Source organism: Tsukamurella ocularis, from assembly GCF_024807615.1.
Taxonomy (GTDB): domain Bacteria; phylum Actinomycetota; class Actinomycetes; order Mycobacteriales; family Mycobacteriaceae; genus Tsukamurella; species Tsukamurella ocularis.
Genome location: NZ_JANUCJ010000002.1, coordinates 425,683 through 445,823 on the forward strand (window position 1 = coordinate 425,683; position 20,141 = coordinate 445,823).

The 20,141-nt window shown below is 70.4% G+C and carries 16 protein-coding genes; 4 read left to right on the top strand and 12 right to left on the bottom strand.

Annotation, left to right across the window (positions count from 1 at the left end; genetic code table 11):
* The first annotated feature begins 52 nt into the window (after positions 1-52).
* A complete protein-coding gene (locus tag HNP44_RS08105; protein WP_259143183.1) occupies positions 53-1,186 on the top strand; it encodes a peptidylprolyl isomerase in 1,134 nt (377 codons plus the stop codon).
* A gap of 82 nt (positions 1,187-1,268) precedes the next feature.
* On the opposite strand, the gene HNP44_RS08110 is transcribed toward HNP44_RS08105, so the two are convergent.
* The 11 genes from HNP44_RS08110 to HNP44_RS08160 all read right to left on the bottom strand — a co-directional run bounded on the left by HNP44_RS08110 (position 1,269) and on the right by HNP44_RS08160 (position 14,581).
* The gene (locus HNP44_RS08110) at positions 1,269-3,611 is read right to left on the bottom strand and encodes a RelA/SpoT family protein (RefSeq protein ID WP_259143181.1); all 2,343 of its coding nucleotides are present in this window, start codon (positions 3,609-3,611) and stop codon (positions 1,269-1,271) included.
* Between the two features lie 39 nt (positions 3,612-3,650).
* Positions 3,651-4,211 (bottom strand): adenine phosphoribosyltransferase, encoded by a 561-nt coding sequence (locus HNP44_RS08115; RefSeq protein WP_259143179.1) that lies wholly within the window; start codon positions 4,209-4,211, stop codon positions 3,651-3,653.
* On the bottom strand, positions 4,204-5,337 hold the full coding sequence (secF, locus tag HNP44_RS08120; protein ID WP_259143169.1) for a protein translocase subunit SecF: 1,134 nt from the start codon (positions 5,335-5,337) through the stop codon (positions 4,204-4,206). The genes HNP44_RS08115 and secF overlap by 8 nt, the downstream gene beginning before the upstream one ends.
* Positions 5,334-6,896 carry a protein translocase subunit SecD gene (gene secD / locus HNP44_RS08125; RefSeq protein WP_259143168.1) on the bottom strand — a complete coding sequence of 521 codons (1,563 nt, stop codon included), beginning with the start codon at positions 6,894-6,896 and terminating at the stop codon, positions 5,334-5,336. Before secD ends, secF begins: the two co-directional genes overlap by 4 nt.
* A gap of 83 nt (positions 6,897-6,979) precedes the next feature.
* Entirely contained in the window at positions 6,980-7,318 is a 339-nt protein-coding gene (gene yajC, locus HNP44_RS08130) for a preprotein translocase subunit YajC (protein WP_259143161.1), read from the bottom strand.
* A 96-nt stretch (positions 7,319-7,414) separates the two neighbouring features.
* Positions 7,415-9,523 (bottom strand): RecQ family ATP-dependent DNA helicase, encoded by a 2,109-nt coding sequence (locus HNP44_RS08135; RefSeq protein WP_259143153.1) that lies wholly within the window; start codon positions 9,521-9,523, stop codon positions 7,415-7,417.
* Between the two features lie 34 nt (positions 9,524-9,557).
* A complete protein-coding gene (locus HNP44_RS08140) occupies positions 9,558-10,220 on the bottom strand; it encodes an RBBP9/YdeN family alpha/beta hydrolase (protein ID WP_259143151.1) in 663 nt (220 codons plus the stop codon).
* On the bottom strand, positions 10,217-11,554 hold the full coding sequence (locus tag HNP44_RS08145) for an MFS transporter (RefSeq protein ID WP_259143149.1): 1,338 nt from the start codon (positions 11,552-11,554) through the stop codon (positions 10,217-10,219). The genes HNP44_RS08140 and HNP44_RS08145 overlap by 4 nt, the downstream gene beginning before the upstream one ends.
* A gap of 23 nt (positions 11,555-11,577) precedes the next feature.
* Positions 11,578-12,630, bottom strand: a complete 1,053-nt coding sequence (locus HNP44_RS08150; protein ID WP_259143143.1) for a BKACE family enzyme — start codon at positions 12,628-12,630, stop codon at positions 11,578-11,580.
* Between the two features lie 50 nt (positions 12,631-12,680).
* Positions 12,681-13,565: a TauD/TfdA dioxygenase family protein gene (locus tag HNP44_RS08155; protein WP_259143134.1), complete on the bottom strand. Its 885-nt coding sequence runs from the start codon at positions 13,563-13,565 to the stop codon at positions 12,681-12,683.
* A gap of 35 nt (positions 13,566-13,600) precedes the next feature.
* Positions 13,601-14,581 (bottom strand): quinone oxidoreductase family protein, encoded by a 981-nt coding sequence (locus tag HNP44_RS08160; protein WP_259143132.1) that lies wholly within the window; start codon positions 14,579-14,581, stop codon positions 13,601-13,603.
* 124 nt (positions 14,582-14,705) lie between these two features.
* On the opposite strand from HNP44_RS08160, the gene HNP44_RS08165 reads away from it, so the two are divergent.
* The 3 genes from HNP44_RS08165 (at position 14,706) to HNP44_RS08175 (ending at position 19,034) form a co-directional block, all read left to right on the top strand.
* Entirely contained in the window at positions 14,706-15,731 is a 1,026-nt protein-coding gene (locus HNP44_RS08165) for an AraC family transcriptional regulator (RefSeq protein ID WP_259143130.1), read from the top strand.
* 70 nt (positions 15,732-15,801) lie between these two features.
* On the top strand, positions 15,802-17,058 hold the full coding sequence (locus HNP44_RS08170) for a bifunctional glycosyltransferase family 2/GtrA family protein (RefSeq protein ID WP_259143128.1): 1,257 nt from the start codon (positions 15,802-15,804) through the stop codon (positions 17,056-17,058).
* Positions 17,055-19,034: a glycosyltransferase family 39 protein gene (locus tag HNP44_RS08175; protein ID WP_259143125.1), complete on the top strand. Its 1,980-nt coding sequence runs from the start codon at positions 17,055-17,057 to the stop codon at positions 19,032-19,034. Before HNP44_RS08170 ends, HNP44_RS08175 begins: the two co-directional genes overlap by 4 nt.
* 82 nt (positions 19,035-19,116) lie before the next feature.
* Here the strand turns inward: HNP44_RS08175 and ruvB are convergent, their stop codons facing one another.
* On the bottom strand, positions 19,117-20,139 hold the full coding sequence (ruvB, locus tag HNP44_RS08180) for a Holliday junction branch migration DNA helicase RuvB (RefSeq protein WP_259143782.1): 1,023 nt from the start codon (positions 20,137-20,139) through the stop codon (positions 19,117-19,119).
* Positions 20,140-20,141: the final 2 nt, after the last annotated feature.

Genomic DNA, 20,141 nt, shown 5'->3' on the forward strand with positions numbered 1-20,141 from the left:
TTGGCGATCAGTTGTGCCCGCCGGATATCGGTAATGAGGAGGTCGTCACACCGTGCCGAGCAATGAAGAGCGCCGCCAGGCAGCCCGCGAGAAGCTGGCCAAGCAGAACGAGCGGCGTGAGGCCGATGCGCGCAAGCGCAAGGTGAAGGCCATCGGGGCCGGTATCGCGGTGGTCGCGGTGGCCGCCGTCGTGGCCGCCTACATCTGGGTCCCGGCGGGCCCCCGTGCCCCCCTGCGCGTCGCCGCGGAGAACAAGTACAAGTCGCTCCACGTGACCTGTGACTTCGGCGACCGCGATCCCGCGGCCGATGCGCGCAAGAACCTCGACGCGCAGAAGAAGCAGATCGCGACGATGCGCACCCAGATCGCCGACGCGCAGAAGCGCCTGCCGACGATGCCCGCGGATCAGCAGGCCTCCTTCAAGCAGCAGATCGACGCGGCGGTCGAGCAGACCGACGCCTCGGACAAGACGATCGCGGACGCGGAGAAGCAGCTGCCGGAGCTGGACAAGCTCACCGAACGCAACAAGTCGCTCACCAAGCCCGAGGGCAAGGACGTCCCGAACACCGGCACCATGACAGGCACGATCACGACGAACGCGGGCCCGATCGGCTTCGAGCTCGACCGCTCGAAGGCGCCGTGCAACGTGGAGACCTTCGTCGCGCTGATGCAAGCCAAGTTCTTCGACGCCACCACCTGCCACCGTGAGACCGCCAACGAGGCCGCCGACAAGAAGAGCGGCCTGTACGTGCTGCAGTGCGGCGACCCGTCGGCCACCGGTCTCGGAGGCCCGAGCTGGACCTCGCCCGACGAGGCGCCGAAGTTCCTCAAGCCGGCGAGCGCGGAGGCCAACCCGATGGCGGCCTCGCAGAACGTGATCTACCCGGCCGGGACGATCGCCGTCGCGAACGCGAATCAGCAGTCGAACCCGCAGACGGGCCAGGAGGGCACGTACAACACGGGCTCGAGCCAGTTCTTCCTCGTGTACAAGGACACCACGCTGCCCGCGAACTACTCCGTGATCGGCAAGACCGACGACGCCGGACTGACCGTGTTGCAGATGATCGCGAAGAAGGGCATCGTCCCGAAGGCGGGCGACCCCGCCCCGAAGCCGGGCACCCCCGTCACCGACGGTAAGCCCAAGGACCCGGTGAACATCACCACCATGGCCCTCGCCGGCCAATAGCCGACGCACGAGGAAGGCCCCCGCTCCGGCGGGGGCCTTCGTCGTTCTAGGCGCGCAGCGATCGTGCGGCGCCGGCGGCACGCTACTGCGCCGAGGTCACCCGGTAGACGTCGTAGACGCCTTCCACGTTGCGCACGACGTTGAGCACGTGCCCGAGGTGCTTCGGGTCCCCCATCTCGAAGGTGAAGCGCGAGACGGCGACCCGATCGCGCGACGTGGTGACCGACGCGGAGAGGATGTTGACCTTCTCATCGGCGAGAACCTTCGTCACGTCCGAGAGCAGACGATGCCGGTCGAGCGCCTCGACCTGGATCGCGACCAGGAACACCGACGACGCCGACGGCGCCCACTTCACGTCGAGGAAACGCTCGGGCTCCTTGCGGAGCTCCGCGACGTTGGTGCAGTCGGTGCGGTGCACACTGACGCCGCCGCCGCGGGTCACGAAGCCGACGATCTCGTCGCCCGGCACGGGCGTGCAGCACTTGGCGAGCTTCGCGAGCACGCCAGGCTGACCGGTGACGAGCACGCCCACGTCGGTCGTCGCCGTCGAGCCCGAGATCGTCGACGGGGTGCTGCGCTCGGCCAGCTCCTCCGTCGCCTCCTCGATGCCGCCCAGCTGCTCGAGCATCCGCTGCACGACGGTGTGCGCCGACACCTGGTGCTCACCCACGGCCGTGTACAGCGCGGAGACGTCCGCGTAGCGCAGCTCCTTGGCGATGCCCGCCATCGACTCCGCGTTCGTCAGGCGTTGCAGCGGGAGGCCCGAACGGCGCACCTCCTTGGCGATGGCGTCACGGCCGTTCTCCAGCGCCTCCTCGCGGCGCTCCTTGGCGAACCACTGCCGGATCTTGGCCTTGGCCCGCGGGGAGACGACGAAGGTCTGCCAGTCGCGGGACGGGCCGGCATTCTCGGCCTTGCTGGTGAAGACTTCGACGACCTCGCCGTTCTCCAGCTTGCGCTCGAGCGCCACGAGCCGGCCGTTCACGCGCGCCCCGATGCACCGGTGACCCACCTCGGTGTGCACGGCGTAGGCGAAGTCCACCGGCGTGCTGCCCGCGGGCAGCGTGATCACGTCGCCCTTGGGAGTGAAGACGAAGATCTCCTTCACCGCGAGGTCGTAGCGGAGCGATTCGAGGAACTCCCCCGGGTCCGCGGCCTCCCGCTGCCAGTCGAGCAGCTGGCGCATCCACGCCATGTCGTCGACCTCGGTCAGGTCCGAGCCCTTGGCGCCGCCGCCGGAGCGCCCCTTGGTCTCCTTGTACCGCCAGTGCGCGGCGATGCCGAACTCGGCGGTGCGATGCATCTCCCGGGTGCGGATCTGCACCTCGAGCGGCTTGCCCTCAGGACCGATCACCGTGGTGTGCAGCGACTGGTAGACGCCGTAACGCGGCTGCGCGATGTAGTCCTTGAACCGGCCCGCCATCGGCTGCCACAGCGAATGCACCACGCCGACCGCGGCGTAGCAGTCGCGCACCTCATCGCACAGGATCCGCACCCCGACCAGGTCGTGGATGTCGTCGAAGTCGCGGCCCTTGACGATCATCTTCTGGTAGATCGACCAGTAGTGCTTGGGTCGGCCCTGCACGTCGGCGACGATTCGCTGGGCCGACAGGGCGCCGTTGATCTCAGCGCGCACGGCCGCCAGGTAGGTGTCGCGCGACGGGGCCCGATCCGCCACCAGCCGCACGATCTCGTCGTACTTCTTCGGATGGAGGATGGCGAAGGCCAGGTCCTCCAGCTCCCACTTCACCGTCGCCATACCCAGACGGTGCGCGAGCGGCGCAATCACCTCGAGGGTCTCGCGGGCCTTGCGGGCCTGCTTCTCCGGCGGCAGGAAGCGCATGGTGCGCATGTTGTGCAGCCGATCCGCCACCTTGATCACCAACACCCGAGGGTCGCGGGCCATGGCGATGATCATCTTGCGGATCGTCTCGGCCTCAGCGGCGTTGCCGAGGGCCACCTTGTCGAGCTTGGTGACGCCGTCCACGAGGTGCGCCACTTCGGAGCCGAACTCGGCGGTGAGCTGCTCAAGCGTGTACCCGGTGTCCTCGACGGTGTCGTGCAGCAGCGCTGCGACCAGGGTCGTTGTGTCCATGCCCAGCTCGGCGAGGATCGTCGCCACGGCCAGCGGGTGGGTGATGTACGGGTCGCCGGATTTGCGCATCTGGCTCGCGTGGCGTTGCTCAGCGACGTCGTAGGCGCGCTCGATGAGCGCGACATCCGCCTTCGGGTAGACCTCTCGGTGCAGGGCCACCAGCGGCTCGAGGACCGGCCGGACGTGGTTGCGTGTGCCCGTCATCCGGCGGGCCAGGCGCGCCCGGACCCGGCGGGTGGTCGAGCCCGTCGTCTCGAGGTTGGGCGGGGCCGACTGCGACGCGGCGACAGGCGCGCCTGCGGAGTCGGAACCCTGAGACTGCAGCGACATGGTGCCTCCCCGCCCGGACGACGTGACTGGACTAGGGATTCAGCCTACCGAGATCGCCGACACCGCGATGGCACCGCCGGGCAATTCCTGCAGTCGGGCGCGTCCGCCGAGCGCCTCGAGCTCGAGGACGACCGAGACGCGATCGACCGTCGCGCCCGCGCGGCGCAGCAGCGCGACCGCCGCCGAAACGGTGCCGCCGGTGGCGAGCACGTCGTCGACGATGAGGATTCGCTTGCCCTCCAGCGCGATTCCCTCCGCGGGGATCTCCAGTGCCGCGGAGCCGTACTCGAGCTGGTACTCCTCGCGCAGCACGGGCGGCGGCAGCTTGCCGGCCTTCCGCACCGCGAGGGTGCCCACACCGAGGCGTAGCGCCACGCCGGAGCCCAGGAGAAAGCCCCGGGCGTCCAGCCCGGCCACCAGGTCGACGGCGGCGCCACCGTCCGGCCCGCGGCCGGCCGCGGCGAGCCCGTCGATGACGGCCGCGAGCGCGGTACCGTCGGCGAAAACCGGCGTGAGGTCGGCGAAGACCACCCCCGACTCAGGGAACCCGGCGACGTGCCGTGTGTGCGCGGCGACGGCCGCGCGGGCGGCGTCAGTCACGACGACGGCCGCGCTTGGTCTGTGGGCGGGCGGGGGCCGTGTCGAGCTGCACCGCGCCTGCGGTGGTGGAGGCCGCGTCGCCGGTCTCTCCCGCCTCGGCACGCGCCCGCCGGGCGAGGACCTTCTCGTTGTGCGCCTTGTACTGCGGACGGCGCTCCTTCAGCGTGACCAGCAGTGGCGCCGCGAAGAAGACCGACGAGTAGGTGCCGACCACGACGCCGACCAGCTGAATCAGGCCCAGGTCCATGAGCGTGCCGACGCCGAGCAGCCCGGCGGCGACGACCATGAGGGCGATGATCGGCAGCGCCGAGATCACCGTGGTGTTGATCGATCGCATGAGGGTCTGGTTGATCGCGAGGTTCGCCTGTTCGGCGTACGTGCGTCTACTGGTGTTGAGCACCCCGCGCACGTTCTCCTCGACCTTGTCGAAGACGACGACCGTGTCGTACAGCGAGAAGCCGAGGATGGTCAGCAGGCCGATCACGGTGGCCGGGCTGACCTCGAAGCCGGACCAGGCGTAGACGCCGGCCGTGACCACCACGTCGAAGAACAACGACGCGAGCGCGGCGAGCGCCATGTCCCATTCGCGGAAGCGGACCGCGATGTACACCGTGACAAGCACGAGGAAGACCGCGAGCGCCAGGAGGCCGCGCTGGGTGATCTGATCGCCCCAGGTGGAGCTCACCCCCGAGAAGCTGATCGTGTTCTCGGCCGGCTTGCCGTCCTGCGCAGGCGGATGGAAGGTCTGGAACAGGGCATCGCGCGCTTGCGTGATCTGGTTGTTGTCGAGCTCGGACAGCGCCACCTGGTAGGTCTGCGCCGCACCGGTACCGGCGGTCTGCACGGCCGAGGGCTCGACGCCTGTCGCCGAACGCACCGTCTCGCGGACCTTGGCGGTATCGACCTGGGCGTTCCCCACGGGGAACGAGATCTGCGTGCCACCCTCGAAGTCGATGCTGAACTTGAAGCCCGGGATCAGGATGCCCAGGATGGCGATCACGATGATGACGCCGGTCGCGAGGTAGTACCGGTTGCGCTTGCCGACGATGTCGAAGGCGCCGGTTCCGGTGTAGAGCTTGGTGAAGAAGGAGGCCTTCTTCTCGCGCTCGATGCTGGTGTCGGTCATGCGGACGTCTCCCCGGTGGTAGCAGCGGCCCGCTTGCGCTCACGGCCGATCGCGGCCACGGCGCCGAGGCCGTTCATCGACGGCTTGGCGAAGAAATCGGTCTTCGATGCGAAATACACCAGCGGATGCGTGACGAGGAAGACGATGACGACATCGAGGATGGTCGACAGGCCGAGCGTGAACGCGAAGCCCTGCACGTCGCCCACGGCGAGGACGTACAGCACGACGGCCGAGAGCAGCGAGACCGCGTTACCCGTCCAGATGGTGCGCCGGGCACTCGCCCAGCCGCGCGGCACCGCGGACCGGAAACTCCGGCCCTCTCTGATCTCGTCCTTGATCCGTTCGAAGTAGACGACGAAGGAGTCGGCGGTCATGCCGATGCCGATGATGATGCCGGCGATTCCTGCCAGGTCGAGCGAGTAGCCGATCCACCGGCCCAGAAGCACCAGCAGGCCGTAGAGCAGCGCGATCGACAGCGCCAACGACAGCGCCACCAGCACGCCGAGGGCGCGGTAGTAAGCCAGCGCGTAGATCAGCACCAGGAACAGGCCGATCGCGCCGGCGATGAGGCCGGCCTTGAGGGACTCGAAGCCCAGTGTGGCGCTCACGGTCTGCGCGGTGCCGGGCTTGAAGGACAGCGGCAGCGAGCCGTACTTGAGCACGCCCGCCAGGTCGCCGGCGGTCCGCTGGTTGAAGTCGCCCGTGATCTGGGTCTGGCCGCCCGTGATGGGGCCGTTGATGTTCGGCGCGGTGATGACCTGCGAATCGAGGACGAACGCCGCCTGCTTGCCGACGTTCTTCGAGGTGAAGTCCGCCCACACCCGCGAAGCCTCGCCGGTGAATTCGAGGGTCACGACGTACTGGACCTGGTTCTGCGGGATCCCCGAGGAGGCGTTCTTGATCGACTGGCCGTCGATGATCGCGGGGCCCAGTGTGTAGACGGTGCTCGGCTGTCCTGCCTTGCGCTCGTCGGGCCGATCGCAGGTGATGAGGGGCTTGGACGGATCGTCGTTACCGGCCAGCGGGTCCGACGGGGCGTTGCAACTGAGGGTCTCGATGGCCTTCTTCTGCACGGCGGGGTCGGTCGACTGGCGAGTGGCACGGGCCTCGTCGATCGCCTTCTTCGCGGCCGCCGGATCGGTCAGGTCGGGCGCGGGTGCGTTCACCGCGGCCGCGGCCTGTGAGGCGAGCACCGGGCGCACCTTGAGCTGGGCCGTCTGGCCCAGTGTGCGGGCCTGGTCTCCGTCGGAGCCGGGCACCGTGATGATGAGGTTGCGACCGCTGATCTTCACCTCGGAGCCGGAGACGCCGAGGCCGTTGACGCGCTTGTTGATGATGTCGCGCGCCTGCTCCATCTTATCGGCGTCAGGGGCCTTCCCGTCGGGCGTGACGGCCTGCAGCACGACGGAGGTGCCGCCCTGCAGGTCGATGCCGAGCTTGGGCGTGGGCTCCCGGTCACCGGTGAAGAACACCAGCCCGAACACCGCGAGCAAGATCAGCCCGAAGGCGATGAGGAGCCGCGACTCGGTGCGGTCGCTGCTCGATGTTTTCCTGGCCACGGGCGGTTACGACTCCTCGGCGTGGAGAACGTCTCCGGCGGACTCCGCCGGAGACGTTCGTTCAGTGATGACGGTGATGCGGGTCAGCGGTCCTCGGAGCGCTTGTCCAGGTCGATGTGGCCCTCGTCCTCGGTGATGGTCTCGATCGACGGGGCGCCGAGCTCCTCCGGGGTCAGGACCTTGGCGACGGCGCGGCGCACCCAGGTGGTGGTGATGCCGGGGGCGATCTCCAAATCGATCGTGTCGTCGCCGAGTCCGACGACGGTGCCGTACAGGCCCGTGCTGGTCATGACCTTGGTACCCACGGTGAGGGCGGCCTGCATCTCCATGGTCTCGTTCATCTGCTTCTTCTGCTTCCGGAACTGGAAGAACATGAAGACGAGCATCAGGACGAGCAGCAGGGGCAGGATCAGGTTGGGCATGGTTCTCCTCGGTGGTGTGGTCGTGGACGCTCCGCGACCTCGCCGCCCGGGTGTTAGGCAGCACTCGGTGTTCCAGTGTTCCACATCTCGCGCGCGTCAGGCGGGACGGTGCACCACCAGCGGCAACACGACGGCCGCTCCAGCCTCCCGGAGCCGGGCGGCCGCGACGGTCACCGCCCAGCCCGTGCCGGATTCGTCGGCGACGAGCAGCACGGATCTGCCGCGGACAGCCTCCGCGGCGGTGCTGGCGTCGATCGCGTCCAGCCAGTGCGCCGCCTCCTGCGCACCGGAAGCGTCGCGGCCGGGCGCCGGGCCGCGCGGCACCGGCAGGCTCACGCGGTCCAGCCGGCCCACCTCGGCGATGCGGTCGGCGACCGGCTCGACGGGGTCCGGGCGGTCGGTGAGCTGCAGGGAGGCGACGATCTCGGGCCGGGCGCTCCACTGGTCGCGCCACCGCGAGAGAGCGGCGACGGCGGCGTCGGCGAGGTCGGCGATCGCCTGGGAATCGCCGGAGCGCGCCGCTCCGACGGTGCCCGTCCACTCCGGCGCGTCCGCGAAGACCAGCACCCGGCCGGGCTCGGCCGCGAGGTCGGGCTGGATCCGGCCCTTGCGGCCCGCGACGCCGCCCGGCCACATCTTGCGCGGCTCGAGTATCTGGCTCTGGGAGCGCAGTGCCCCCGCGACCGCCCGCGCGGTGTCCGGCGGGACGGGCTCGCCGAGGCCGTCGGGGACGTGCCCGAGGCAGACCGAGCAGCGACCGCAGGGCGCGGCCTCGGGATCGTCCAGCGACTCGGTGAGCAGCTGCATCAGGCAGCGCTCGCCGCGGGTGTAGGCCCGCATGATGTCCGCCTCGCGGCGGCGGGTGGCGACGATCCCGTCGTAGTGGGCACCGTCGTAATGCCAGGGCGCGCCGGTGGCGCGGTAGCCGCCCTCCACCCGCGCCACGGCGCCGTCGACCGCGAGCTGCTTGAGCATGAGGTCGATCCGGGTGCGCCGGATGCCGGTTGAGGCCTCGAGTGCGATGGCGGACTGCCCTCCCCCCGTCTCGTCGTCGGTGAGGGCCGCGAGCACGCGGTCCATCTGCTGCGGATCGGGGATGGTCGCTGTGGCGAAGTAGTCCCACACGCCCGCGTCCGACTCCGACGGGAGCAGCGCCACGACGGCGTGGTCGATGGCGCGGCCGGCACGGCCGACCTGCTGGTAGTACGAGACGGGCGAGGGCGGCGAGCCGACGTGCACGACGAAGCCGAGGTCGGGCTTGTCGAAGCCCATGCCGAGTGCGGAGGTAGCGACGAGCGCCTTGATCTCGTTGGCGCGCAAGGCGTCCTCGAGCCGGGCGCGGGTGTCCGGGTCGAGCTTGCCGGTGTACGCCGCCACTGGGTATCCGGCGCCGTGCACGGCGCGGATGCCGTCCACGAGCCGTTCCGCGTCGGCCACCGTCAACGCGTAGACGATGCCCGAGCCGGGCAGGTCCGGCAGATGCCGCGCGACCCATGCATACCGGGTGATCGGTGCCAGCGCCGGCAGGACGTTGAGCTGCAGCGAACGCCGCGCGAGCGGCCCACGGAGTACCAGCGTGGCGTCGCCGAGCTGGGCGGCGACGTCATCGGTGACGCGGGCGTTGGCGGTGGCGGTGGTGGCGAGCACCGGAGTCTGCGGGTGCAGCCTGGTGAGCACATCGGAGACGCGGCGGTAGTCGGGGCGGAAGTCGTGGCCCCAGTCGGAGACCGCGTGCGCCTCATCGATGACGAGGAGGCCGAGCGAGCCCTCGAGCGCGTCGAGCACGCGCCGCCCGAAAGACGGGTTCGCGAGCCGCTCCGGCGAGACGAGGAGCACATCGACCTCGCCGGCGGCGAGCGCCGCCTCGATCGCGTTCCACTCATCGAAGTTGGACGAGTTCAGGGTGGCTGCGCGCAGGCCGGCGCGTTCGGCGGCTGCGACCTGGTCGCGCATGAGTGAGAGCAGCGGCGAGACGATGAGAGCGGGGCCCGCCCCCTCGGCCCGGCGCAACGCGGTGGCCACCCAGTACACGGCGGACTTTCCCCAGCCCGTGGCCTGCACCACGAGCACGCGAGCCGCGGGCTCGAGCAGCGCGGCGACCGCCGTCTCCTGGTCGTCCCGCAGCGCGGCGCCGGGCCCGGCGAGGGCCTCGATCACCCGCCGGGCGCGCTCCGCCCGTTCTCCCGTGAGCATTCGTTCCGTCATCGCCGCGACTCCCCTGATCGGTTGCACCCCGAGGCTAGACGGACCCACCGACACGCGTCGCGACGCCCGGGCCTGGGCCTGGGCCTGGAACCGACCGCCGACTCGGTCGCGACCGAGTCCCGGCGGCGACGAGCTCCACGACCAGACCGTCGATCAGCGGCCACTCGCCGTACCCGGCCGCAGGGTTCAGGTGCCCGGCGTCGCCGAGGTCGACGAGCCTGCTTCCCCACGCCTCGGCGAGCCCGGCGGTCACCCGGTACCGCGCCAGCGGGTCAGTCCGGCTGGCGGCGACGACCGACGGGAAGGGCAACCGCCGCCGCGGGATCGGCTCCCAGCCGGCCGCGGACAGTTCCGCGGGCCGCGGGTGCGGTTCCGGCCAGTCGACCCCGAAGTCGGGAGGCGTCGCGAGCACCGCGCCCACCACCCTGCCGAGCTCGGGCGCACCGTCGGGCAGCGAGCGGACCCAGCGCACCGCGGCGAGCACGCCGGCGCTGTGCGCCACCAGGATCACCGGGCCGTCGACGGCCGCGACGGTCTCCCCCAGCAGCCGGGTCCGCTCGTCGATCGAGTGCCAGTCCGCCTCGGCCGGGAAGGGCACCGTGACGGCGCGGTCGATCCGGGCGGCGTACAGCTCCTGCCAGTGCGACGGTGCGCTCCCGCGCAGGCCCGGCACGATGACGGGCACGGGCCCGGTCACCGTGCCGGCTCCGCGTTGAGGGCCTGCAGCTTCGCGAGCCCGCGCGGGTGTAGCCGCTTGCCGAAGACCATGAACAGCACCGCCGGGACGTAGACGAGCGGGGCGAGCTGCAGCGCGCCCAGGAGCCCCATCCAGTCAGCGAGGGCGCCGATGAGGATGGGTGCCAGCGCGAGTCCCAGCAGGTTGTTCGCCAGCGTGAGCGTGCCCATCGCGGAGGCCTGCACCGAGCGGTGCGTCAGCGACGCGACCATGGCGGCCGCCGTGCCGGAGCTGCCGGCGGCGAAGAAGGCGCCGATGCCGAGGAGGACGAGTTGCGTCGTGCACGTGGGCGTCCGGAACGCGATCATGAGGGCGACGAAGGCGATGGTGCAGTAGGCGATGCCCGCCGTCCACTTCCGCGTGCCGTCACTGAGGCTGTACCGGTCGGCAAGGAAGCCGCAGACGATCATCCCGGAGCCCACGAGCAGCACGAACATTGCGGCCGCGCCGCCCGCTTTGTCGACGGACAGGTGGTAGGCCTCCTTGAAATAGGTCGGCAGCCAGGTGAGCATGACCGCGGCCATGAACATCTGCAGGCCGCTGCCGATGTAGGCGCACACGACCGGCGAATTCGTGAAGAGGCTCGACAGCGGGGCGCGGGCCACGCGGATGGGCTCCGCGTTCTCCCACGACGGTGCCGCGCCGGCCTCGTCGACCTGGTTCCGCTTCACGCGGGCCTCGGTGACCACGAGTTTGAACACGGCGACGAGCAGCAGGCCGAGCACGGCCATCGCGCCGAGCGACCAGCGCCAGCCGAAGTGGACGGCGATGAGGCCGCCGAGGCCGGTGCCGACCATAGTGCCGAAGGAGCCGCCGGCCATGAAGGACGCGGAGAGCGCGGCGTGCACGCGGGGCGCGAACAGGCTGAGCACCAACGCGATACCGACGCTGCCGTACGCGGCCTCGCCGACCCCCACCATGAAGCGGGCGGCGAGGAGCTGCTCGTAGTTCTGCGCGAACGCGCACGCCAGAGTGGCGACGGACCAGATCACGGCCATGAGGACGAGGCTGCGGACGCGGCCCCAGCGGTCGGCCAAGATCGACACGGGCAGCGTGAGCACGCCGACCATGAGCGCCACCACGGAGATGAGCGAGCCCTGCTGGGCCTTGTCGAGGTGCAGTTCCTGCCCCAGCGGGACGAAGACGGCGGCGAGCACCTGCCGGGACATGTAGTCGGACAGGAGCAGTGCGAATGCAAGCGCGAAGACCACCCACGGGTACAGCCGCCGGCGGGACCGTGCAGGTCCCACCGGCGTACCGTCGGTGTCCTCGATGTCACCCGAGGGGGCGCTCATGAGGGCCATTGTCGTTCAACCGTTCACGCGTGCTGGGTGAATCCGAGCTGACCGAGCTGCCGGTTCGGCGCGTAGCCCAGCTTGGCGAGGGTCTCGTCGACGGAGCCGTACTGCTCGCCGATGTGGTAGATGTCGCGAGCCTCCTTGCCGGTGGCGACGTCGCGGCCGAGCTCGTGGCTGATCCGCACGAGCTGCTTGACCTGGTCCACGGACTTGATCTTCTCGCCCGGGCGGCCCCAGATGGTGTCCTCGTTGCCGCACCGGGTGTGCAGGCCCATCGCGATGGCCAGGGTGTTCACGGGGAGCACGGAGCGCATCAGGGTCTCGAGGGTGAGGATCGCGCCGTCGGGGACGCGTCCCACGAAGTTCATGATGTTGTACGGGTTCGGGCCGTCGAAGCCGCCGCCGATGCCGACCCAGGTGAGGTTGAGCGGGCCCATGTACTTGCCGCGGCGGATCAGCCGCTCCACGGTCTCCAGCTGCGGGATCGAGCTGAGCTGGAAGTGCGGCTGAATGCCGTTGGCGGTCAAGCGGCGCAGGTGCTCCTCGACCCACTCGGGTCCGGCGGGCACCGTCATCTCGCGGTACGTGTCGTACAGCTCGGGGCGCTGCATGGACGTGCCCTCGATGTCGCCCTCGGTCATCAGCTCCATGATGTTCATCTGGCTGGTGTTGATGGCGATGGTGACCTGGTCGGGCTTCGGGTCGAGCTCGGCCAGCATGTGCCGGGTGTCGTCGGAGAGCCACTTGGCGTCGGCGCCCTCGCCCTCGGGGGCGAAGGAGATGGAGCCGCCGACCTGCAGGATCATGTCGGGCACGGCCTCGCGCAGGCCGGAGAGCAGCTCGTTGAACTTGGACAGCCGCTTGGAGCCGTGGCCGTCCTCCTCCCGGACGTGGATGTGCAGGACGGTGGCGCCGGCCTCGTAGCAATCGACGGCCTGCTGGACGTGCTGCTCCATGGTGAGCGGCAGGTCCTCGCGGAAGTCGTCGAGCTCCCACTCGGGGCCGTACGGCGCGACGGTGATGACCTGCTTCTCCTGAACCTCGGGGAACAGGGCGTCGTCGTGGAAATGCATGATGGTTCTCCTCGTGCGTGGTTGTGGGGCTGGGTGTCTCGGTGTGGGGGTCAGTACGGGCGGTCGCCGACGATGCCGGCGCGCTCCATCCGGCGCACGGCCGGCCAGTAGTCCTGGACGGCGTAGTGCTGGGTGCAGCGGTTGTCCCAGATCGCGAAGCTGTCCGGGGTCCAGCGCCAGCGAACCTGGAACTCGGGCACGGCGGCCTGGCGCTGCAGGTACTGCAGGAGCTCGCCGGCGCCGGGCGCGTAGTCGAAGCCGAAGCGGACGTTCGCGTCGTTGTGGAAGTTCGTGAAGTGGGTCGCGAAGGAGTTGACGAACAGGATCTTCTCGCCGGTCTCCGGGTGCGTGCGCACGACGGGGTGCTCGGCGTCCGGGAACTTCGCGTGCAGGGCGTGTCGCTGCTCGATCGGCATGCGCGCCCCGAAGCTGGATTCGAGTGAATGCCGTGCGCGCAGGCCGCCGATCCGCTCCTTGACCTCGGCCGGGAGGGCGTTGTAAGCGGCCACCATGTCGACCCAGATGGTGTCGCCGCCCACGTCGGGACCCTCGACGCAGCGCAGAACGGACCCGAAGGGCGGGCACTCGCGCCAGGTGGCGTCGCAATGGAAGGAGTTCTCGTACGCCTCGCGGTCGCTGTCGAGGTCCTTGTAGATGCGGACCAGTCCGGGATGTTCGGGGTCGCTGCCCAGCACGGGGTGATCCTCGAGGTCGCCGAAGCGGCGGGCGAGGGCGACGTGATCGGCGCGGCTGATCGGCTGATCGCGGAAGAACAGGACCTTGTGCTCGATGAGCAGGGCGCGCAGCTCGGCGAACCGGGCTTCGTCCTGCGCCACCTCGGCGAGGTCGACGTCGGTGACTTCGGCGCCGATGTGGGCGGTGAGGCGCTGGGCGCGCATGGTTCCGGTGGTCTGGGGGTCGGAGGTGACGGTCATGGTGCTGCCTGGCCTCTCGTTCTCGGAGTTCGGTTTCAGGGGAGGAGGATCGAGGATCCGGTGAGAGCTCCGGACTCGAGCTCCTTGTGCGCGCGGGCGGCGTCGGCCAGCGGGTAGGTCCGCCCCACCTGGATCGCGATGCGGCCGGCCGCAATGTGGCCGAACAGCTCGCCCGCGAGGTCGGCCCGCTCGGCGGGGTCGGCGATGTAGTCGGCGAGTCCCGGCCGCGTGACGAACAGCGAGCCCTTGATGGCGAGCTGCATCGGGTCGATCGGCGGGATCGGCCCGGACGACGTCCCGAAGCAGACGAGCAGGCCGCGCTTGGCGAGGCTGTTCAGGGACGCTTCGACGGTGGCCGCGCCGATGCTGTCCAGCACGACGGGGACGCCCGCCCCGCCGGTCAGCTCGCGGACGCGCTGCGCGGTGTCCTCGCGGCGGTAGTAGATGATGTGGTCCACGCCGTTCACGCGGGCGACCTCGGCCTTCTCCTCAGTGGAGACGGTGCCGATCACGGTCAGGCCCAGCAGCTTCGCCCACTGCGCGACGATCAGCCCGACGCCGCCGGCAGCCGCGTGCAACAGGATCGTGTCGCCCTCGCGGTACGGGTGGATGCGCCGCATCAGGTACGCCGCGGTGAGGCCGCGCATCGTGCAGGCGGCGGCGGTGGTGAAGTCCACCCCCTCGGGCAGGTGGATCATGTGCCGCGCCGGGAGCACGAACTCGGTGCTGTACGCGCCGAGCGGGTTTCCGGTGTAGGTGTAGGTCACGCGGTCGCCGGGAGCGAAACCCTCGACGCCAGGGCCCACCTCTTCGATCACGCCCGACGCCTCGACGCCCATGCCGTTGGGCAGGGGCACCGGGTACAGGCCGGTGCGGTAGTAGATGTCAGCGAAGTTCAGGCCGATGGCGTGGTGCCGCACGCGCACCTCGCCGGCACCGGGCGCGCCCACCTCGATGTCTTCGAGCTGCAGCACGTCGGGTCCGCCGGTCTCGTGGAAGCGGATCGCGTTCGCCATGTCGTGGGTTCCTCTCGCCGGAGCGGTTCTCGGGATGTGATGCAGATGACGGTACGAGCGGCTGTCGGCGTAATCTGTTCCTTACGGGACGGGTGACTATTCACATCGGGACAGTGAGGTGACGATGGTCACAGCGAAGCGGCCCCTGGCGCGCTACGCGTCACTGGCCAACTTCTCCGAGCTCACGCGCACCCTGGGCGCCGACCCGCGCCTACTGCTCCGCGCGAGCGGGTTGGACCCGAGCGGCGTCACGATCCAGGACCGGTGGGTGCCGGCGGACGCGGTGAACGACCTGCTCGAACGCACCGCGGCGGCCACCGGCCGCGACGACCTGGGCCTGCGTCTCGCGGAGCTGCGGCGCCTGTCGCATCTCGGCCCGCTCAGCCTGGTGCTGCGGGAGGAGCCGGACGTGCGCAGCGCGTTGCAGGTCCTGATCCGGCACGAACGGATGTACAACGAGGCACTGCACACCAGGTTGTCGGTCGCCGATGGGATCGCCACCGTGCGGGTCGATCTCGCGCTCGAGCGCCCCGCACCCGACCGGCAGGCCGTCGACCTCGCCGTCGGCGTGGTCTACGGCGTGCTGCGCGAGCTGCTCGGCCGCGACTGGACGCCGCTGTCGGTGTCCTTCGGCCATCCCCCGCCGGTGCGGGTCGAGACCGCGCGACGGATGTTCGGCGGCGCTCTGCACTTCGACGCCGACCACAACGGGATCCGGCTTCCCGCGGGCGATCTCGACCGCGCGACCGCGACCTCGGACCCGCAGCTGCGCGAGTACACCCGCAAGCTCCTCGACGGCGACGGCGACGGCGACCGTGGACGGGACGCGACGGCACGTATCCGCGAGCTCGTCGACCTGCTCCTCCCCACCGGCCGGTGTTCCGCCGAGCAGGTGGCGCGCAGCCTCGGGGTGGACCGGCGCACCGTCCATCGGCGGCTCGCGGCCGAGGACACGACCTTCACCGAGGTCGTCGACGACGCCCGCGCAGCGCTGGCCCGGCACCTCGTCGCCGGGCGCACCTACTCGTTCGCCGAGATCGCCGGGATTCTGGCCTTTTCCAGCCCGTCGAACTTCTCCCGCTGGTTCCGCGGCCGGTTCGACACCACGCCCCGGCAATGGCGCACCGCCTCGGCGGGCGGCGACCGGTGAACGACGTCTCCCAGCAGGTGCACAGACAGGCCGCAGGGTAGCTCCAGCGCGGCGACCGAGGGTTGCTGCCATGACAACCGAGACCGCACCCGACCGCACGGTCGAGACCGGAGCCGCGCTGCCCGGTCGCTCCGCGACCACCCCCGTCCTGGACATCGTGATCCCCGTCTACAACGAGGCGCACACGATCGCGCACTGCGTGGAGACGCTCCGCGAGTACCTCGACGCCGAGCTGGACATCCCGGCCCGGATCACCATCGCCGACAACGCCAGCACGGACGACACCCTGCGCGTGGCGCACTCCCTGGCCGCCGCGATCGACGGTGTCCGGGTGGTGCACCTGGACGCGAAGGGCCGCGGCCGTGCCCTGCGCCGGGTGTGGGCGGAGTCCGACGCCCGCGTGCTGGTCTACATGGACGTCGACCTCTCGACCGACCTCAAGGCCCTCCACCCCCTGGTCGCGCCGCTGCTCTCGGGCCACAGCGATCTCGCGATCGGCACCCGCCTGGGCCGCGGCGCGAACGTGGTCCGCGGGCCGAAGCGCGAGTTCATCTCGCGCGGCTACAACCTGCTGTTGCACACCGCCTTGCGGGTGCGGTTCTCCGACGCGCAGTGCGGATTCAAGGCCATCCGCACGGACGTCGCGCGGGAGCTGCTGCCGCTGGTCGAGGACGGCGAGTGGTTCTTCGACACCGAGCTGCTCGTGCTCGCCGAGCGCGCCGGGCTGCGCATCCATGAGGTGCCGGTGGACTGGACCGACGACCCCGACAGCCGCGTCGACATCGTCGACACCGTGAAGAAGGACCTCCGGGGCGTCGTCCGGGTCGGGCGGGCGCTCGGCCGGGGTGCGATCCCCCTCGACGACGTGCGCCGCGCCCTGGGCCGCGAGGAGCCGCAGCTGGCGGGGGTGCCGCGCAACATGGTCGGACAGCTCGCCCGGTTCGCCGCGGTCGGCGTGGCCAGCACCGTCGCCTACGCGCTCCTCTACCTGATGCTGCACCCGCTGATCGGTGCGCAGGGCGCGAACTTCGCCGCCCTCCTCATCACGGCGGTCGGCAACATCGCCGCGAACCGTTCGTTCACCTTCGGCGTGCGGGGGCGCGAGGGCGCTGCCCGGCACCACCTGCAGGGACTGGTCGTCTTCCTCCTCACCTGGGCGCTCACGTCCGGCAGCCTCACAGTCCTCGCGCACGTCGCGCCGGACGCCGGTCGCGGGACCCAACTCGCGGTGCTCGTGGTGGCCAACCTAGTCGCGACGATCACGCGGTTCCTGGGGCTGCGCCTGATCTTCCGGTCGGCGATCTCGGCGAAGGCCGGGCTCCAGTGACCAAGAGTCGCGAGCGCATCGCGGTCGCCGTCCTCCTGGCGGGGACGGCGATCGCCTACCTGTGGTCGCTCGGCCGCGCGGGGTGGGCCAACGCCTTCTACTCGGCCGCCGTGCAGGCCGGCACCGTCAGCTGGAAGGCCATGTTCTTCGGCAGCTCGGACGGCGCGAACTCGATCACCGTCGACAAACCGCCCGCCTCGCTGTGGGTGATGGAGCTCTCCACGCGCCTGTTCGGCGTGAACTCCTGGGCGATGCTCATTCCGCAGGCGCTGCTCGGGGTAGCGTCGGTCGCGCTCCTCTACGCGACGGTGCGCCGCCGCTTCGGCCCCGGCGCAGGTCTCCTCGCCGGACTCCTGCTCGCCGTCACCCCGGTGGCGGCCATGATGTTCCGGTTCAACAACCCGGACGCCCTGCTCGTGCTGCTCATGATCGCCGCGACCTGGGCCATGCTGCGCGCGGTCGAGGACGGCCGGTGGCGGTGGCTCATCGCGTGCGGCGCCTTCGTGGGACTGGGCTTCCTGACCAAGCAACTCGCCGTGATGCTGATCGTGCCCGGGCTGGCGCTAACCTACCTGGTGGCAGGGCCGACGAAGCTCGGCACACGCCTCGCGCAGTTGTTCGCCGCGGGCGCCGCGATGATCGTCGCCGCCGGGTGGTGGCTGCTCACCGTCGAGCTGTGGCCCGCTTCCTCACGGCCGTGGATCGGCGGCTCACAGAACAATTCGATCCTCGAGCTGACGCTGGGCTACAACGGCCTCGGCCGGCTCAACGGCAACGAGAAGGGCAGCGTCGGGCCGGGCCGCGGTGGACTGGAAATGCCCGCGGGCTTCGAGCTCCCCGCAGGGATGGAGATGCCCGGGCGCCGCGGCGGCGGGATGTTCGGCGACGCCGGGGTCCTGCGCATGTTCCAGCCCGAGCAGGCCGGGCAGATCGCGTGGCTCCTCCCCGCGGCGTTGATCGCGATCGCCCTGGTGCTGATCCTGCGCGGACGCTCGCCTCGGACGGACGGCGATCGCGCCGCCGTGATCGCCTGGGGCGGATGGCTGCTCGTCACCGGGATCACGTTCAGCCTGATGGCGGGCATCTTCCACGCGTACTACACCGTAGCGCTGGCACCCGCGATCGCGGCACTGGTCGCCATCGGTGTGGCCGTGGGCTGGCGGGAACGTGAGCGACCGTGGGTGCGCGCGGTCGCCGCCCTCACCGTCGCCGCCACGGGTGCGACGGCCTGGTACGTCCTGGATCAGACGCCCTACTGGAATCCGTGGCTGCGCTGGGCGATCGCGGCGACGGCCACCGTCTCGACGATGGCTATCCTCGCGACCCTGCTCCCCGCGGTCGCACGCAGCCGGCGCCTCGTCGGAGTGATCGCCGCGACGGCGCTGTTCACCGCGATCTCCGGTCAGGTGGCCTTCACGGTCGAGACCATCGCGACTCCGCGGCAGGGCGCCATCGTCTCGGCGGGCCCGTCGAGTGGGCACGGCTTCGGTGGTGGCCCGGGTGGCGGGAAGCGGATGGATCGTGCCGGGGGCGGCGGGCCGGGCGGCACTCTGCGGTCCGACGGTGCCCGCACGGACGCGCCGGGCGGAGACGAGCGCGGCGGCGGACCGTCGTTCCTGATGGGCAGTAAGGCGGGTCCGGAGATCACTGCGCTCCTACAGAGTGACGCGGACCGGTACACCTGGGTCGCGGCGACGGTCGGGGCGAACGCAGCGGCCGGGTACCAGCTGGCCACGGAGAAGCCGGTGATGCCGATCGGCGGCTTCAACGGCACCGACCCCTCCCCCACGCTCGCGCAGTTCCAGCAGTACGTGCGGGACGGCAAGATCCACTACTTCCTCGCCGAATCCGGCGGCGGATTCGGCGGCTTCGGCGGATCCGGCACCGCGGCGGAGATCCGGTCGTGGATCGAAAAGACGTTCTCGTCGCGCACCGTCGACGGGGTCAGCGTCTACGACCTCACGGCGCTGAAGTAGGCCGGTGCCGTCGGAACCGGGCGATTCGCGGCCACGACGATGTATATCGATCGTGTGCCGGAATCAGCCCGGTTTCCGGGTGTCAGAACAGCGGGTCTCCGCGCACCTCAATGCCGGCCGCGAGCGCACCCGTGGGCGGCTCGAGGCCGAGGTGATGCCAGGCGGCCATCGTCGCGACGCGGCCGCGCGGGGTGCGGGCCAGCATGCCGGCACGCACGAGGAAGGGCTCGCACACCTCCTCGACGGTGCCGGGCTCCTCACCGACGGCTACTGCCAGCGTCGAGACACCCACTGGGCCACCCCCGAAGCTGCGGATAAGGGCGCCGAGCACGGCGCGGTCGAGCCGGTCGAGACCGAGCTCATCGACGTCGTAGACCTTGAGCGCCCCGCGCGCGACGTCTACAGTGACCGTCCCGTCGGCACGGACATCGGCGAAGTCGCGGACACGGCGCAGCAGGCGGTTGGCGATGCGGGGGGTGCCCCGACTTCGGCTGCCGATCTCCGCAGCCGCCTCCCGATCGATGGTGATGCCGAGGATCTTGGCGCTGCGCTCGATGACCTGGACCAGATCGGCCGTCTCGTAGAAGTCCATGTGGGCGGTGAAACCGAACCGATCACGAAGCGGGCCCGTGAGCGCACCGGACCGCGTGGTGGCGCCGACCAGCGTGAACGGCGCCACGTCGAGCGGGATGGAGGTGGCGCCAGGCCCCTTACCGACCACCACGTCGACCCGGAAGTCCTCCATGGCGAGGTAGAGCATCTCCTCGGCGGGGCGGGCCATGCGGTGGATCTCGTCGATGAACAGCACGTCGCCCTCGACGAGGTTCGACAGCATCGCCGCGAGATCGCCGGCGCGTTCGAGAGCGGGGCCGGACGTGACGCGCAGGGCCGTGCCCAGCTCGCCCGCGATGATCATCGCGAGGCTGGTCTTGCCCAGGCCCGGCGGACCCGACAGCAGGATGTGATCGGGGGTGCCTCCGCGGAGTTTCGCCCCGTGTAGCACCAACTGCAGCTGCTCGCGGACCTTCGGCTGCCCGATGAACTCGTCGAGCGACTTGGGGCGCAGCGACTCGGTGTCGTCACCCGAGAGCGCCGCCGGACCCATGA